Here is a 17,057-nt window from a genome sequence, read left to right on the forward strand (position 1 = left end):
AAATTTATAAAGGAGTTTAAAGGAATGGACAAAGTAACAAAAGCAATTAGTAATGTTCATAATGTTAAAATGACAGTTGTTGATGCAACTAAATCATTAAACGATATTATTAAATTACATGCAACTAATCCGCTCGCAACAATTGTGTTGTCAAGAGTTGTTCTAGCCACTATTTTAATTGGTAGTGATATGAAAAATGCAACTGATAAAATGACAAGTATTATTAATGGAAATGGCCCAATTGGAACGATTATGGCAGAATATACTGGTCATAAAGTACGAGGATTTTGTGCTAATACACAATTTGATGTTGAACAAATTAAACGTGAACACAATGTTATTTCCCAAGTAGTTGGTACAAATGGTTATTTACGCGTAATGAAAGATTTAGGAATGAAAGAAAGTTTCTCAGGTCAAATTCAATTAATTTCTGGTGAAATTAATTTAGATTTTACCTATTATTTAGCACAAAGTGAACAAATTAAATCAGTTATTGCATGTTCAATTAAAATGAATGAAGATAACACAATTGAAAAAGCAGTTGGTTTTTTCGCGCAGTTGTTACCAGAACATAAAGAGGACAATATTGACTATTTAGAAGAAAAAATTGAAAATCTAGAAAACATTAGTCATAAATTAATTGCTGAAGATAATTTAATTAATATTTTTAAACTCATTGATCAAAATGCAAAAGTATTAGAAGTTGATGAAGTTAAATTTGAATGTAGTTGCTCATACGAAAAAGCTTTAGAATCAGCAAAATTATTAGGTGATGAGCAACTTAATGAAATTTTAATAAATAATGGCGAAATTGAAATTGCATGTGATTTTTGCCGCAAAAAATATCATATTAGAGCAAGTGATTTAAAAAGTTTACTTAAAGAATAAGGGCAAGATATCTTAAATAAGTTGATAAAATTATAATAATTTTGTTATGGTATTATTATGATAAAAAATAATTGTAAAATTTATTTTAGTATTTAAAGAGGGGGCACAACACAAGATGGCTGAAATTAAAGATGTACCTAGTACAGGCCAAACAAAACCACATGGGAAAGAAGCTAAAACAAAAAAACCAAATGACAAGGAACCAAAAGAAAAAGTTGATTATACTGCCGTTAAAGAATTTAAACAAAAGTTAAAAGAACAAAAGAAACAAACAAAGTTATATTCAAAACGAATTTTAAAAGGGGAAATTATCTCAACAACAAATAGTAAACCAGATACAAGTAAATATGTAATTGAACTAGTTAATGTTAAAAAATCATATATTACTGGGGAAGTTGAAACACCAGTTTTAAAAGGAATTGATTTAAAATTAGAAAAAGGAGACTTTATTGTTATTTTAGGTCCTTCTGGATCAGGAAAAACAACATTACTAAACATTATTTCAGGTTTAGATAAAGTTTCAAGTGGTGATGTTTTTGTTATTGGCTATAACTTATCGTTATTAAAAGATGTTGATTTAACAAAATTTAGACGAGATAATGTTGGTTTTATTTTCCAACAATATAATTTATTAACTAATTTAACTGCTAAAGAAAATGCTGAAGTTGGGGAAAATTTAAGTAAAAACAAAAATAAAGATATGACAATTAAAAATATTTTTGAGACAATTGGAATGGAAGAACAAATGAACAAATATCCTCACCAAATGTCAGGGGGACAGCAACAACGGGTTTCAATTGCTAGAGCATTAGCAAAAAATCCAGATATCTTATTTGGTGATGAACCAACAGGAGCTTTAGATGAAGAAATGGGTCGAAAAGTACTTGAAATTTTAGTTGATGTTAATAAAAAATATAAAACAACGGTTATTATTGTTACGCATAATCCAAATATTGCTGATATTGCTAATACAGTTATTCATGTTCGTAATGGATTAATTGACCAAATTAAGAAAAATACACATCCAAAGAAACCAAACAAAATTGATTGATCTTAATTTGTAAAACGCTATTATGTGTTTTATATTTTTTTATTAATATTAGAAATATTTTTTAAAATAATAAAATAATTTTAGAATATCTTTAATGAATTATTAAAATTTGTTACAATTAAGAAGAAGTTATCGTTTAACTATTTACTTACAAGTAATAATTTATTAAATAATAATTTTGTAAGGAGGAAATTTATATGACAGATTGTAGTTTATCTTGCCATGCATACCAATGTTCATGTTCAGGTACAAACAGTGACCATAAATGTTTTGAATGTGATTGTAACAAACCATATGGCCGAAAATAATATTTTGTTTCTCGTTTTCGAGAAACTTTTTTTGAAATATCATATATGAACTATAATAAGGAATAATTAACCTTAAAAATAGTTTTTTATTGAATTTATTGTTATTTTTGATTAAGATTTATCTAATGACTGTTAATTAAAGAAGGAATTAGAAAAATGAGAATTGGAAATATAAATATTGAAATCAAAGGGCAAGTTTTTTTAGCACCAATGGCCAGAATTACGAATGAAGCATTTCGAATTATTTGCCATTAATTAGGAGCAGGATTGGTTTATGCTGAAATGGTTAGTGATAAAGCAATTTTTCAAAAAAATGAACGAACTTTACAAATGATTAAGGTAAATAAATTAGAACATCCAATTTCAATGAAAATTTTTGGAACAGATATTGAAACTTTTGTTGCAGCAGCAAAATATGTTGTTCAACATAGTGGTTGTGATATTATTGATATTAATATTGGTTTGTCCTGCACCAAAAATTGCAATTAAGTCACAAGCGGGGTCATATTTATCAAAACATCCCCAACGCGTTTACAAAGTTGTTAAAGCAGTGGTTGAAAATGTTGCTAAACCAGTAACTGTTAAAATTCGAATTGGCTGAGATGAAGAGAATATTAATTGTGTTGAAATTGCAAAATATTGTGAACAAGCAGGAGCACAAGCAATTGCAGTTCATGCTCGAACACGAAATAAATTTTATTATGGAAAAGCTGATTGAAATTGAATTAGGAAAGTAAAATAAAATGTTGCAATTCCAGTAATTGTAAATAGTGATGTTTTTACTTGTGAAGAAGCAAAACGAATGTTAAAAGAGACTGGTTGTGATGCAATTATGTTAGCACGAGGAGCACAAGGTAATCCATGAGTATTTAAATAGATTAAACATTTTTTAGATACTGGTGAAAAAATTGAGCAACCACAATTAGATGAATGACGGAATATTATTTTCCGCCATGCAGAATTATTATTAAATTTAAAGGGAGAACAAATTGCAGCGAGTGAAATGCGGAAAAATTTATCCTTTTATTTTAAAGGAAAGCCAGAAGCTATTAATTATAAAATTCGGTCAACGCAAATAAATACAATATTTGAGTTAAAAATGCTTGTTAATGAATATATTGCCTATTATAATAGTAATATTAGTGTTGCTAAATAGTAAAAAGGAGAATTAAAATGGAAAAACGTAATTTTACAGAACAAGATCAAATTAGACGTGATAAATTAAAAAAAATGGTTAACTATGGGCATAATCCTTTTATAATTGCCAAGTTTGACCGAACACATACAAGTAAAGAACTTAATGAACAATTTAATCATTTATCAAAAGAGGAATTATCCACAAGTAGTGATAATATGATAGTTAAAATTGCGGGTCGAATTAAAACATTTCGTGAGGCAGGAAAAGCTAGTTTTGTAACGTTACAAGATCAAAATGGAATTTTTCAAGTTTATGTTCGAAATGATGAAGTTGGTGATGAAAAATATCAAGAATTTATTAATTTTGATTTAGGAGATATTATTGGGATTACTGGAATAATGATGAAAACAAACACTGAGGAATTAACAGTGCGAGTTAAAGAATTTGTTTTATTAGCAAAAGCATTGCGTGCATTACCTGATAAATATCATGGAATGACTGATATTGAAGAAAAATATCGTCGTCGTTATGTTGATTTAATTACATCAGCGGAAACAAAAGATATTTTTATTAAGCGTAGCAAGATTATTGCTTTAATGCGAGATTTTTTTAATAGTAAGGGATATTTAGAAGTTGAGACACCTGTTTTACAGCCTATTCATGGTGGCACAGCGGCAAAACCATTTGTAACTCATCATAATACATTAGATATGAATTTTTATCTACGAGTAGCAACAGAATTACCTCTAAAACGGTTAATTGTTGGTGGTTTTGAGGGAGTTTATGAAATAGGGCGATTATTTAGAAATGAAGGAATGGATACACGCCATAATCCAGAGTTTACAACAGTTGAAATTTATGTTGCATATCAAGATATGAATTTTATGATGCAATTAACAGAGAATACTATTTGCTACATTGCAAAAAACATTTTAAATAAAGATGAAACAGAATACGATGGAGTAATGATTTCATTCAAACAGTCATGAAAACGTTGACATATGGTTGATGCAATTAAAGAGTTATTGGGAATTGATTTTTGAAAACCAATGACTTTTGCTGAAGCAAAGAAAATTGCAAAAGAAAAAAAACTACCAATTGAAAAATTTTATACTTCTGTTGGGCATATTATTAATTTGTTTTTTGAAGAATTTGTGGAAGATAAATTAATTCAACCAACATTTATTTATGGTCATCCCGTTGAAGTTTCTCCATTGGCAAAAACAAATGCAGAAGATCCAAGATTTACTGATCGATTTGAATTATTTATTAAAGGGTGTGAATATGCAAATGCTTATTCAGAATTAAATAATCCAGTTGAACAATATGAGCGTTTTGTTAGTCAATTAGCAGAACGTGATAATGGTAATGATGAAGCACAAGAATTAGATATTGATTTTATTGAAGCATTGGAATATGGAATGCCACCAACAGGTGGTTTAGGAATTGGAATTGATCGCCTAGTTATGTTATTAACAGGACAAGATTCAATTAAAGATGTATTATTATTTCCCCACATGCGGCCAAGAGGAAAATAGGTGATTGTATGGTATTTGGTATTGAAATTGGTTATAGTTCAATTTTAACATTACGTTAAACAGTAGAAGCAATTAGTCTAATAAAACGTGAATTAGTTCGTCGTTTTATTATTAAATTTAATTTATTAAAAGTTGATGCACCTTTAATTACTACGGAAGAAAAAGGGTTTAATGATGATTTTTGAATGACAGAACGGCCAATTGATTTTGATATTTCCCCAACTAAATTAGTTGGGGAAATATTACAGTCACACAATAAATGACGACGAAATGCAATTAAACAATATGAATTGTTAGAAAACGAAGTAATTTTAACAACGGCAATAGTTTTATGTCGTGATATTAAGCAATCAAATAGCCAAGCAGTAAGTTTTAGTGAAATTGGATTTGATTTATTATTGGAAGAAAAAGACATTACATTATTAAAAATTAAACAAACAATTGATAAAGCAACTAATATTGTTAGTGATGTAGAAGATATTTTATTATTAAAATTTCCGCAATTAAATAAGAAATTTAAGATAGTAAGAAAAAAGTTGAGGTTTGTAAGTATAACAAACAAAATTAAATTTACTTATTAATTAAGTAATGCAAAAAAAATGCTTAATATTAGGTTTTTAGTAAATTTATTTAATTTGTTTAGTTGTTTTTATTTATATTTTTTTGTAAAATCTCAACTTTTGTAATGCTATCAAATTTAAGAAAAAATTAAATTGAACAAGTCAAATGTAATTACAAAAAGCAATGCGATTATTAAGTTATTAAGTTATCAAGAACGCTTGAATCGATATACAAGAGAAAATGATGCTACAATTCTATATGGTTTAAAAAAAGTATTACTAATAATACGATTGAAATTAGTGAATCGCAAGATGTTTTTAATTGGGAACTCTATGCGAAAATTTTTGTTTATGATTTTGTGTTAGAAAAAGCTATTTGTATTGGTTATTGTGCTGCTACTGTTAATCATGATGTTTTAAAAAGTCAATTAGCAGTAACAAAAGAAACAAGTAAATTAAGAACAGAATATGATGCAAAATTAGCAACAAATGACTTATCAGTGACACTTTCGTTTGGACTTTTTAAGTCACAATTAGATTTATTTTTATTAGAAAAACAACATATTGGTGAAGTTATTGCTTCGATTTGAAGTGATGATTTTTTAGAATATGTTAAGAAAAATGGAATTGAAATTTTATAAATGAAAAATTATACGGTAATTATTGTGGCAGCTGGGAAGTCATCACGTTTTAATCAGAAGGACAATAAGTTGCTATATCAACTTGATAATAAACAAACTATTATTGAGCAAACATTAATGTTATTTTTAAGTGATCCACTTTGTACTGAAATTATTGTTGGTGTTAGTGAAGAAATTTTAACTTTTTTATTGAAAAAAAATTACCAAGAAAAAAATATACAATTTATTATGGGAGGAATAAAACGAGTTGATACGATTTATCAATGTTTAATTAATCATAAAATTAGTAATGAAATCATAATGATTCATGATGGTGTGCGTTGTTTTACTAGTTTAACTTTTATTAATCAATTAAATCAAGTTTTTCAACAAAAAAATTATGAAGTGTTAATTCCAATTTTACCAATTACAGAAACCCTTAAAAAGGTTAAAAATAATTTTGTTGAAAAAACATTACCTCGAGAAGAATATTTTACAATTCAGACGCCACAAATTTTTAAAGCAAGATTATTATATCAAGTTTATGACGCATATTTTCAGACTAAAAATAGAACAATAATTTATGATGATAGTTATTTAGTAGAGTTATTTTCACCAGAAACAAAAATTCATACAATTTATGGTGAAAAACAAAACATTAAATTAACTTATGTTGATGATTTAAAATTATTAAAATTATTAAAATAACTCTTACAATTAAAGGAAATATAAGGTATAATAATTGGCGAGTTAATAATGCTTGAATTATAATTATTAGCTCCTTGTCCGAATAGGACCTAGACCAAAAGAAAGAAAATAAAATGCGTAAATATGAAATTATGTATATATTAAATCCCGAAGCAACTAATTTTGATGAATTAGAAAGTAAATTACACCAAATTTTAGAAGCTAATGGGGGGAAAATAGAAGAACACGGAAAATGATGAATTAAAGACTTAGTATATCCAATTAAAAAGAAAACAAAAGGATATTATGGAGTATTAATTGTTAATACAACATCAGAAAACATTGATGAATTTGTTCGAATTAGTCATATTGAACAAGATGTGTTACGAATTTTAGTAATTAATACAGAAAAAGAAAAAGGATATATTCAATCAACTGTTTATGCAAAAACAGAAGTTAAGAATGATAAACCAGACCGTGATCGTAGACCAGGGAATAAAAAATCTGATTATAAACGTCATGAACAACGTTCAGAAGGTGAAGAAACAAAACCAGAAAATGCACCAACTGAAACAAAAGAATAAAAAATTAGGAGCGTGCAAGAGTTATGTTAAATCGAGTTTCATTAGTAGGAAGACTAACCCGTGATTTAGAATTAAAAAATTCTGTTAATGGTAAACCATTTGTTGCTTTCACATTAGCAGTAAATAATAGTTTTAATAACCAAGCTTCGTTTATTCCTTGCTTTGCTTGGAATAAGGCGGCAGAAAATATGGCCCGTTATTTAAAAAAAGGATCATTAATTGCATTAGATGGACGTTTACAAACGAGAAGTGATAATGTTAATGGTCAAGTTGCGACAATTGTTCAAGTAATTGCTGATATGGTTTCTTTTTTAGATTCAAAAGGCGCTAGTGATGGCACTAACATTGGTGGTCCATCAATGCCAATTGCTAATGATTTTTCTAACACAACTTTTGAACAACCAGAACCACAAGATGATAATAATAATAGTATTACTTTTGATGGCGATGATGCAATTTTATGAGATTAAAAAGAAATGAAAAAGAAAATGAATCCAAAATTTAAACGTTTTAAAAAACAATGTTATTTTACAAAAAATAAAATAACATACATTGATTATAAAGATATTGAATTATTAAAAAAATTTATTTCTGGTAATGGTCAAATTTTGCCAAAACGAGTTACAGGAACAACTGCCAAAAACCAAAGAATGTTAGCAACAGCAATTAAAAGAGCTCGTCAAATGGCTTTATTACCATTTGTTATTGATTAAAAAATACTTACTTTTGTGAGTATTTTTTCTTTTTTCGTGTAGAATTAATATTATATATATCATAGGCAGTAAAAAATAGAATGGCAACACTTTTTAGGACACTTTTTATATAGACATTTGTTTTCTAAAAGTAACTGGAGATAAATAATTTAAACTGCCATGAATTCGAATATTGTTATATCAATGCACAAAATCAAAAAGTTCGTATTTTAATTGTGTTAAATTTTTAAATTTTTTACCCTTAATAAATTCAGTTTTAAAAGTTTTGTAAGTTGTTTCAGCCACAGCATTATCATAAGGGTAGCCTTTATTGCTTAATGATCTTTTAATATTAAAAGTTATTAAAATTTCATCAATGATTTTATTTTTAAACTCATTACCACGATCAGTATGAAATAGAGTTATTTGATTTAATGGTCGTGTTATTTTTTGAAAAGCTTGTTGGACCAGTTCGGTTGTTTTATTCGGCCCAGCACTATAACCAATTATTTCACGATTAAACAAGTAAATTAATAAACAAATATAATGTCATTTAGCGCCAACTTGAACATATGTTAAATCACTAACAATAACTTCATTAGGTTTTTTGTTGTTAAATTGACGATTTAAAATATTATTAATTTGGTCATTATTGACTGTTGTTTTATGATTATGATATTTTAATTTGGTGTATTTATAAACCAAATTATTTTTGATCATAAAGAATCTGATTTTTCGCAGCGATAAGATGATATCTTTTCTGTTTAAAATAACTTTAATTTTGCGAGCCCCATAAATTTTGCGACTTTTTATTAAAGGCACTGATAATTTCTTGTTAATAATTATTAACTTGCTTGTTAATACATTTATTAGTTTGATAATAATACGTTGATTTTTATAACCCAAAATCTTACATATTTTTCTTACTGAATATTTTGTTTTGTTGTTATTAATTATTGTTATTTTTTGGCCATTATCAGTGCGGCTTGCTTTAAAATGTCATTTTCCATTTTCAAGTCTTTAAGTTCTTTTCGTAAAGTTATTATTTCATTTTCTTCTAGTGTGCGATTGTCTTTTGCTTTAAATGAACCAGAATTATTATAATTTTTAACTCAACTATAAATAGTTTGTTTTGGTAAATTATATTCTTGCCCTATATTAATAACACTTTGGATAGGCTACAATTATTAGGATCATAATTATATAGACTTCAAAATTAGATAAAATTATTAAGAAAGAAGGAATATAAAAATGGGAAATAAAACTTCATACTCTGAAGAATTTAAAAAACAAATTGTCATGCTATATAAAAATGGTAAAAGTGTTGCCATTCCATATATTGTTTTGCTACTATTCAACAACTTTTTTGTTTAATTTCCTCAATGATTTTTGTTCTAAATTCTGATGTATATTTGTTATATTTTTGTCCTTTTTTTGCCATATAAAAATGCACCCCCTATAAAAATTTAACAAAATCTTTTTTTATTTTACTTACTTTTTGGGGTGCAGTCTTAAGGCTTAGTCCTTTATTTTTATTTTAATAATCTAAGGTTATAATATTATTATAGAAGAAAGAGAGTTGAAAAATATGAAAGTAATAGTAATTGGTGGTTCAACAGCTGGTGTGACAGCAGCAAGTAAATTAAAACGTATGTTAAAAAATGATGTTGAAATTATTGCTTATCAAAAGTTTAAATATTCATCATTAGGAGCTTGTGGAATTCCTTATTATGTTGGAAAACATTTTGACAATGCAGAAAGAATGATTGTGCGAACTGTTGAATAATTTCAAAATCGGGGGATTCTTGTTAAAAATAGTTGTAAAATAACACGCGTTGATTTTAAAACAAAAACTATTTACGGAATTAACTATAATACAAACCAAGAATTTATTGATAATTATGACAAATTAATTATTAGTGTTTGAGCAACACCACGTCGTTTAAATTTAGCAGGAGAAGATGCAATAAATTTTTTTACAGGGACAACCTTAGAAGATGCTGTTGAATTACGTTCACGTTTAAAAAAAGTAAAAAATGTTACTATTATTGGGGGAGGTTTTATTAGGTTAGAATTTTGTGAAAGTTTTGGCTTGGCAAGAAAAAAAATTACATTAATTGAAGCTGACAAATGAATTTAACGAAAATTGTTTGACGAAGATATGGCACATTTATTAGCAAATGATTTATAAAAAAAAGGAATTAAAATTAAAACAAATACCAAAGTAACAGAGCTTGTTGTTGAAAATAATAAGGTAACAAAAATTAAATTATCACCACAAGAAGAAATTGCAACAGATTTAGTATTAGTTGCAATTGGGGTTACTCCGGCAACAAATTTTTTAAAAACAACAGATTTAAAAATGAATGAATTTGGAGCAATTTTAGTGAATAACCAATTTGAAACAAATATTAAAGATGTTTATGCTGTAGGTGATTGTGTGATGACAAAAAATATTATTGATAATAAATTAAATTATATGTCATTAGCAACAATTGCAGCCAAAAATGGTAAGGTTCTAGGCAATATTTTAGCGGGAAAGAAGAATCATTTTCCTGGTGCAATTGGAACAAGTATTATGCAGGTTTTCGAAAGTGAAATTGATAGAACAGGATATACAAAAGAACAAACAATTTTTAATTGTTTTAATGTGAAAGAGGTTGTTGTAAATGGAACAGATCATACACACTATGTTGCTGATGCGAAGCCAGTAACAATTAAAATCATTTATGACCAAAAAGCCAGAATTATTGTTGGAGCACAAATTTTTGGTTATAATAAGGCCAGTTTAAGAATCAATGCTTTAATCCCAATTATTTGAACAAAAACTAAAATTGGTGAAATTGAGTATTTAGATCTACCATATTCACCTCCTTTTGCAAAAAGTGTTGATGTATTAAAAGCTGCTTTAACAAAAATTAATGAGTAATAAAAATTAAAGTAAATAATAATATTAAATGACAGTAAAAAATGCAATTAATTGACGAAAAACTATTAAAAAATATAATAGTGAAAAAGTAATTAATCATGAAGATTTAACAGTAATACTTGAAGCAGGGCGCTTAGCACCTTGTTCATTAGGAATTGAAGTAACTAATGTTGTTAGTATTACAAATCAAGAATTAAAAAAGAAATTTGCTGATGAAGCAATGCTTGGATGAAATCAAGAAAAAGTGAAAAATGCTAGTTGTATAATGCTTATTACGGTTACTAATCCATCTTATTTAGTTTCAACTGAATTTTTGACAAAACGCTTAAAACGAGTTATTAATCAAGCAGATGATTTAGAAAAGACAATTAAAAAATATCAAACTTTTTTACAACAAAAAGAACATCTTTTTGCATTTGTTTCAGAACAAGCCCATATTGTGACTAGTTTTATTACAATTCAAGCTGCTGATTTAAGAATAGGAACTACTATTATGGGTGGTTTTGATGCAAAAAAATGTGATGAGTTATTAGCGAAACATTGTTCGTTTGATCAAGAAAAATATCATACAGTCTTAGCTTTAGCGTTAGGATACTATGATGAAGATGATGATAAAGCAACAATGCCGCGTGTTAGAATTGATTTTAATGAATTTGCAAAGATTATTTGGGTGAATAAAAAAGATACGGGTTTTTGTTTTTAAATGTTATTTAGTTCAATAAATTAAGGATATTTTTTTATTGTTTTTATAAAATCCGTAAAAAATTTACTCGCCCGATTATTTAATAATCTTTGTTTTTATTTAAATATGTGTTATCATTATTTACGTGCAAATAATATGCAGTCATATTATTAAAAGTGAGGTGAGTTATATGGCAAAAGAAGGAATCCATCCAAAATATTTTGATACTAAAATTATGTGTACAACTTGTGGAGCCGAGTACATAAGTGGTTCTACTAAAGGAGAAGAATTAAAAGTTGATACTTGTTCTTCATGCCATCCCTTTTATACAGGTAGTCAACAGTTTGCTAATGCAGCTGGACGTGTTGAACGATTTAAATCTAAATTTAATAAAAAAGAAGAGTTAGTAAAACAAGCAGAAAAAGCATCAAAAGCACAAAAAGAACTTAACAAAAAAACAGCGAAACCAAAATCTGATGAACAAAAAGCAGAATAATTGGTAAACCTTTATCTTTTAAAGATAAAGGTTTTTTTGATATTTTGTAATGTAATTTTATTAAATTAGAAACATAATTTTTCAAAAATTAGTGTAAATATAAGTTTAACTTAACAATAACTATTTTTTATTATTTTTATTTTTTAATTTTGTAGAAAACTCTTGATGAAATAAAAAAAATCATCAATATGATAACTTTAAAAGAAAATTATATAAACTTTTAATATTGTTATTTAACTTTTTTATACGTTAAAATATAATACCGATGATTGTTGGTTTGGCGTTAAACCTTTATGCTGGTATTTTCATTTTCAGAGATTTAAATAATTTTGAATGTTCGCGAAACCTAAGCCATGATAATGAATTAAGGATTCTTTAAGATTTGATTGTAATTTACTAATTTTATTTAACTTCCGATAACTAGCATCAGGATTTGTACTAGTTTTAGTTGCTAATAAAATAGAATTTGTTTGTTTTGCTACTAATAAATATAATGGTTGCATGTCAGAAATAATAATTGAATTTTCTTTGATTAATTGTTTATTAATATTTTCAATAATTCACTGTTTTTGTAATCGTTTTGTGTTGGTTGATTTAACATAAATATTATTATTGCTATCAACAGCCATTTTAATACAACATTTAGTGTTGGTTGAAAATGAATCAAAATGAATTTTTCTTTTATCAAATTTATCTTTAAAATTACCCTTTGTGGATTTCTTTAATAAATGTTTCATCGATTTGAATTTGGCCATTCAACGTTTTAAATTTTAATTGGGTGTTTTTTAATTGTTTTGATTTCATTATTTTTTGGCGATTATATCAAGCGGTTTTCGGTGATGTTTTAATAAAGTGGGAAATCATTTTACTAGATTGGCCTAATAATGAAATTTGAATCAATAAATTTCACTGTTCATAATTTAAATGACTTCAATACGTAAAATGATCACGAAAAGCATCAAAACTAGCACGACATTTTTTGCATAAATATTTTTGTTTTCCTTCAGGATTATGACAATTTTTAACACAATAAAAAGATTGACAATTATGACATTTAATACCTTTATCCCTAAATTTTTTGTCAATTTCATTTAAGCGTTTTTGTTTTTTAATTAATTCTGCTTCTTTTTTGACTTTTTCATGAAATTCTAAAAATTGATCATCTGTTAAACTATTTATTAATTCTTCAATTATTTTTTCCATTAATTATTCACCTCTTATATTAAAAATATACCTAATTTTAGGTATATTTTATAAATATCAAGAGTTTTCTACAAAATTAAAGTTTTTATTTGGGTATAATAAAATTAATTGGGAGCGTGGTATTTTAATGGGATTGAAAATTAATAATTTAAAGTATAAACGATATAAAAAAGTTATTTTTAGTGATTTAAATTTTAGTGTTGATAGTCAAGAAGTTTTGGGGACTCATTTTGAGAATAAGTTTTCACAATTATATTTTTTAAAATTGTTATTGGGAAAGAAAAAACCACGTAATGGAAAGATTTATTTAAACAATATGAATATTACAACTTTATTACCAAAAGAACGTAGAATTGGTTATGTATCACCCGCCCAATTAAGATTAGCTTTTTTACCAACAAAATTACGTTTGGCTTATCATATTTTAAAAACACCAAAATTTTTACATGATAGTTCATTAAAATATAATAAAAATAAATATTTTTATAAAAATTTAGTTTTTATTGGTAATGATTTAAATAAACAAGATTTAATATTAAAAATAGATAAAATCATTAATGAATATTTTAATAATTCAATTCATATTAAAGAAGAATGAATTGAGACTTATTTAACTCAAATTAGTGAATTCCATAAAAAAGAAATTAGTAAAATTTTAGATGATGATAAAGATTCAATTTTAATTCAAAGTTTACATACTTATACTTATAAAAGAGAAGAAATTCGTGTATATGAAGGTTATCTTGCATTTTTACAAGCTTTATGAGATAAAATTTATTATATTTCTGACTTAGATTATTTGTGTGATTGTTATGAAATTGCTAAAAAAAGAAAACTTAAAGATAAAAGTTTTGGTTTTATTGGGGCAAAATTAGTTTGTGAAAAGTATTTAAAAATATTGCAGACTAAAATTACATATGAACGTTATCTTTTAATTAAAGCACGAAAAGCATTAAAAAAATATCGTCTTAATGTTATAAATATGGTTTTAAAAGATGGCAAACATAAGAGTGTTATTAAAGGAATTTTAAATAAAAGTAATTACGCAAATATAATTACTTGAACAAAATTATCAGAAGATCAATGATTTAACTATAATCAAAAACAAGAACAATTAATTGCAAATTTATTACCAGATGAAGCAACAATTATTAAAGGAAAAGTTTTAGAATATTTTCATAAATATCATTTAGAATTATTAAATAATACATTAGAAACTCGTAAAAAAGATAATTCACTTGCTATTGAAGAAGCAAATGAAAAAGTTGTAACAGTTTATAATCAAGCTTTCGAAGAAGTTAAAAAATTAATGAGTAATTTAAATATTAAAATGAATTGATTTAAACTTACTAAAAACTTAAGTAGTTTTGATCATACTAAAATTAGATTTATTAATGCCATTTTAAGTAAGAAAGAATTAATTATTTTACATAATACTTTTGACAATTTAACTCATAATGAAGCAAATGAATTAAATGAAATTTTACTTAGTTTAAAAAACTATAATCCACAGTTAACTTTTTTAGTTTTAACAAAGAACATTGAGAATATTAAAAATTATGTTACACAATTATTATTTTTTGATAAGGATAATAATTACAAATTAATGTCAAAAAATCATGCTGAATTTTTACCTAATACAATTAATTTATATCAAATAATGTATAATAGTTCAGAAAATGTTTTTAGCATGAAATATTCTATAGCAGAAAATGTTTTAGAAAATGAAAAAATTAAGATTAAATTACCCAAAGGAACTAAATTAATTGATCAAAAAGAATATTATTTAGCAATTAATCCAAACTTAATCTCATTCCAAAAGACAAAAGAATTTAACAAAGATTTACATTTATTTTATAAAGGACATGTTAAGTCAATTAAAAAAGTCATTAAATCAATTGTTTGCTTTTTTGAAGTTAATGATGAAGTTATTTTTAAAATTTTAGTGTCAGAAAAAGAACTGAATTTAAAAAAAACAACAATAATATATTTTGAAAAGAATGCATTATTAGTTTATGATAAAGTTAACAGTAATTTAGTTGCTAACATATAAGTGAGGAAAACAAATGCAATATTTAAAAGAAATTATTTTACAAAAAATTAAAGATTATAAGACAATTATTTGTTTACGTCATATTTCACCAGATGGTGATGCATATGGTTCGGCATTTGGATTAGCACAATTCATTAAAGATAATTTTCCAAATAAGAAGGTATTAGTTGATGGTGCACAAAATGATTTTTTAGCCTTCTTAGCAACACCCGATCTTCTTCAAACAGAAAATTATGAAGATGCATTAGTAATCGTGACTGATACAGCCAACATTGAACGAATTGATAGTAAATATTGGCAGAAAGCGAAAGAAGTTATTAAAATTGATCATCATCCTAATGTTGCGCCATTTGGTGATATACAATGAATTGATGAAACTAAAATTGCAGTTTCAGAAATGATTGCTGAGTTGGTTTTAACATCAAAATTAATAGTAACACCAGAAGCAGCCAAATTAATTTTTACTGGAATTGTAACAGATTCAAATCGTTTTATGTATAGTAAAACTTGCCACAATACTTTTATGTTAGCAGGGCAATTAGTTGCGACAGGTTTTGATTTGCAATCAATTTATCAAAATTTATATGAAGAATCATGAGCTAATGTGCGCTTTAAAAATTATTTGTTATCGCAAGTAGTTATTTATGATAAAGAAATTAGTTATGTTAAGATAACTGACGAAATGTTAAAAGAACATAATATGAGTTACGAGACTGTTAAACCATGAGTTAATATTATGAGTAATATTAAAGAATTTAAAATTTGAATGTGAGTAATTGAAAATAAAGCAGAGGGTTATATAAATATTAGCATTCGTAGTAATACTTATATTATTAATAAAGTAGCAGAAAAGTACTGTGGTGGTGGTCATCAGTTAGCAAGCGGCGCAAAAATTTATCAGTGAGAAGATTTAGAACTAGTTTTAAAAGACTTAAGTTTTGTAATTAAAAATAACATTAAATATATGGGGGGTTAAGAATGTATTTTTTAAATAGTAAAGCTCAAATAGGATGAATAGAAGTTATCACTGGTTGTATGTTTGCTGGAAAAACCGAAGAGTTTATTCGTTGTTTAGTTCGCCTAGGTTATGCTAAATTTGAAATTCAAGTTTTTAAACCAACAATTGATAATCGTTATAGTGAAAACCAAGTTGTTAGTCATAGTAAAAAAGCAGTTGAAGCAATATCAGTTAAGGATTCTGAGGAGTTATTAACAAACCTTAAATCAACAACAAATGTTGTTGGGATTGATGAAGTCCAATTTTTTGATAATAATATTGTTAAACTTGCTGATTCTTTAGCAGATAAAGGAATTATTGTTATTGTTAATGGCTTAGATAAAGATTTTCGAGGCGAAGCTTTTATTAATGTTGAACAATTAATGACACGAGCAGAAGAGGTTAAGAAATTGCATGCAATTTGTGTTAAATGTGGAAATTTAGCAAATAGAACCCAACGTTTAATTAAAGGGAAACCAGCTAATTATTATGATCCAATTATTTTAATTGGTGAAAAGTATAAATATGAAGCTCGCTGTCGTCATTGTCATGAAGTAACATATTAATGTAGGAAGAAAAAATGTTAAGAAAAAGTGGATTAAATGCTTAAGTTTACTTTATTATAAATAGT

20 protein-coding genes and 2 pseudogenes are annotated in these 17,057 nt (G+C 26.0%); 19 read left to right on the forward strand and 3 right to left on the reverse strand.

What is annotated here, in order from left to right; all coding sequences use genetic code 4:
• Positions 1–24: 24 nt before the first annotated feature.
• The 10 genes and pseudogenes from AAHM76_RS00080 to rpsR all read left to right on the forward strand — a co-directional run bounded on the left by AAHM76_RS00080 (position 25) and on the right by rpsR (position 8,087).
• Positions 25–888 (forward strand): Hsp33 family molecular chaperone HslO, encoded by an 864-nt coding sequence (locus AAHM76_RS00080; protein WP_342256142.1) that lies wholly within the window; start codon positions 25–27, stop codon positions 886–888.
• Between the two features lie 115 nt (positions 889–1,003).
• Positions 1,004–1,945 carry an ABC transporter ATP-binding protein gene (locus AAHM76_RS00085; protein WP_342256143.1) on the forward strand — a complete coding sequence of 314 codons (942 nt, stop codon included), beginning with the start codon at positions 1,004–1,006 and terminating at the stop codon, positions 1,943–1,945.
• Between the two features lie 557 nt (positions 1,946–2,502).
• Positions 2,503–3,403 (forward strand): annotated as a pseudogene (gene dusB / locus AAHM76_RS08220) (tRNA dihydrouridine synthase DusB).
• 17 nt (positions 3,404–3,420) lie between these two features.
• Positions 3,421–4,923, forward strand: a complete 1,503-nt coding sequence (lysS, locus tag AAHM76_RS00100) for a lysine--tRNA ligase (RefSeq protein WP_342256145.1) — start codon at positions 3,421–3,423, stop codon at positions 4,921–4,923.
• Between the two features lie 125 nt (positions 4,924–5,048).
• Positions 5,049–5,504, forward strand: a complete 456-nt coding sequence (locus tag AAHM76_RS00105; RefSeq protein ID WP_342256810.1) for a hypothetical protein — start codon at positions 5,049–5,051, stop codon at positions 5,502–5,504.
• A 338-nt stretch (positions 5,505–5,842) separates the two neighbouring features.
• Positions 5,843–6,124, forward strand: coding sequence for a hypothetical protein (locus AAHM76_RS00110; protein ID WP_342256146.1), 282 nt, complete (start codon positions 5,843–5,845; stop codon positions 6,122–6,124).
• The gene (locus AAHM76_RS00115) at positions 6,125–6,811 is read left to right on the forward strand and encodes an IspD/TarI family cytidylyltransferase (RefSeq protein ID WP_342256147.1); all 687 of its coding nucleotides are present in this window, start codon (positions 6,125–6,127) and stop codon (positions 6,809–6,811) included.
• Between the two features lie 113 nt (positions 6,812–6,924).
• Positions 6,925–7,374 carry a 30S ribosomal protein S6 gene (rpsF, locus tag AAHM76_RS00120; protein ID WP_342256148.1) on the forward strand — a complete coding sequence of 150 codons (450 nt, stop codon included), beginning with the start codon at positions 6,925–6,927 and terminating at the stop codon, positions 7,372–7,374.
• Between the two features lie 23 nt (positions 7,375–7,397).
• Positions 7,398–7,844, forward strand: a complete 447-nt coding sequence (locus AAHM76_RS00125; RefSeq protein WP_342256149.1) for a single-stranded DNA-binding protein — start codon at positions 7,398–7,400, stop codon at positions 7,842–7,844.
• 18 nt (positions 7,845–7,862) lie between these two features.
• Positions 7,863–8,087 (forward strand): 30S ribosomal protein S18, encoded by a 225-nt coding sequence (rpsR, locus tag AAHM76_RS00130; RefSeq protein ID WP_114564870.1) that lies wholly within the window; start codon positions 7,863–7,865, stop codon positions 8,085–8,087.
• Positions 8,088–8,192: 105 nt separating this feature from the next.
• On the opposite strand, the gene AAHM76_RS00135 is transcribed toward rpsR, so the two are convergent.
• Complete coding sequence (locus tag AAHM76_RS00135) at positions 8,193–9,029, reverse strand: IS3 family transposase (RefSeq protein ID WP_342256811.1); 837 nt, start codon at positions 9,027–9,029, stop codon at positions 8,193–8,195.
• A 288-nt stretch (positions 9,030–9,317) separates the two neighbouring features.
• On the opposite strand from AAHM76_RS00135, the gene AAHM76_RS00140 reads away from it, so the two are divergent.
• From AAHM76_RS00140 to rpmE, 6 genes and pseudogenes are all read left to right on the forward strand, one after another.
• On the forward strand, positions 9,318–9,440 hold the full coding sequence (locus AAHM76_RS00140) for a hypothetical protein (RefSeq protein ID WP_342256150.1): 123 nt from the start codon (positions 9,318–9,320) through the stop codon (positions 9,438–9,440).
• Positions 9,441–9,654: 214 nt separating this feature from the next.
• Entirely contained in the window at positions 9,655–9,852 is a 198-nt protein-coding gene (locus tag AAHM76_RS00145) for a hypothetical protein (protein ID WP_342256151.1), read from the forward strand.
• Positions 9,853–9,930: 78 nt separating this feature from the next.
• Positions 9,931–10,512: pseudogene (locus AAHM76_RS00150) on the forward strand (NAD(P)/FAD-dependent oxidoreductase); the annotation flags it as partial.
• A 132-nt stretch (positions 10,513–10,644) separates the two neighbouring features.
• Positions 10,645–10,995, forward strand: a complete 351-nt coding sequence (locus tag AAHM76_RS00155; RefSeq protein WP_342256812.1) for a hypothetical protein — start codon at positions 10,645–10,647, stop codon at positions 10,993–10,995.
• A gap of 28 nt (positions 10,996–11,023) precedes the next feature.
• Entirely contained in the window at positions 11,024–11,698 is a 675-nt protein-coding gene (locus tag AAHM76_RS00160) for a nitroreductase family protein (RefSeq protein WP_342256152.1), read from the forward strand.
• A 169-nt stretch (positions 11,699–11,867) separates the two neighbouring features.
• Positions 11,868–12,173, forward strand: coding sequence for a 50S ribosomal protein L31 (gene rpmE / locus AAHM76_RS08225; protein WP_425289432.1), 306 nt, complete (start codon positions 11,868–11,870; stop codon positions 12,171–12,173).
• Between the two features lie 242 nt (positions 12,174–12,415).
• Here the strand turns inward: rpmE and AAHM76_RS00170 are convergent, their stop codons facing one another.
• Both AAHM76_RS00170 and AAHM76_RS00175 read right to left on the reverse strand, forming a co-directional pair.
• Entirely contained in the window at positions 12,416–12,910 is a 495-nt protein-coding gene (locus AAHM76_RS00170) for a hypothetical protein (protein WP_342256153.1), read from the reverse strand.
• Positions 12,876–13,376 (reverse strand): hypothetical protein, encoded by a 501-nt coding sequence (locus tag AAHM76_RS00175; protein ID WP_342256154.1) that lies wholly within the window; start codon positions 13,374–13,376, stop codon positions 12,876–12,878. Before AAHM76_RS00175 ends, AAHM76_RS00170 begins: the two co-directional genes overlap by 35 nt.
• Before the next feature lie 127 nt (positions 13,377–13,503).
• On the opposite strand from AAHM76_RS00175, the gene AAHM76_RS00180 reads away from it, so the two are divergent.
• From AAHM76_RS00180 to AAHM76_RS00190, 3 genes are read left to right on the forward strand one after another with little or no spacing between them, the layout of a single operon-like run.
• A complete protein-coding gene (locus AAHM76_RS00180; RefSeq protein WP_342256155.1) occupies positions 13,504–15,429 on the forward strand; it encodes a hypothetical protein in 1,926 nt (641 codons plus the stop codon).
• A 13-nt stretch (positions 15,430–15,442) separates the two neighbouring features.
• Complete coding sequence (locus AAHM76_RS00185) at positions 15,443–16,405, forward strand: bifunctional oligoribonuclease/PAP phosphatase NrnA (RefSeq protein WP_342256156.1); 963 nt, start codon at positions 15,443–15,445, stop codon at positions 16,403–16,405.
• Positions 16,406–16,407: 2 nt separating this feature from the next.
• Positions 16,408–16,992: a thymidine kinase gene (locus AAHM76_RS00190; RefSeq protein WP_342256157.1), complete on the forward strand. Its 585-nt coding sequence runs from the start codon at positions 16,408–16,410 to the stop codon at positions 16,990–16,992.
• Positions 16,993–17,057: the final 65 nt, after the last annotated feature.

It is taken from the genome of Spiroplasma endosymbiont of Poecilobothrus nobilitatus, assembly GCF_964030655.1.
Taxonomy (GTDB): domain Bacteria; phylum Bacillota_I; class Bacilli_A; order Mycoplasmatales; family Mycoplasmataceae; genus Spiroplasma.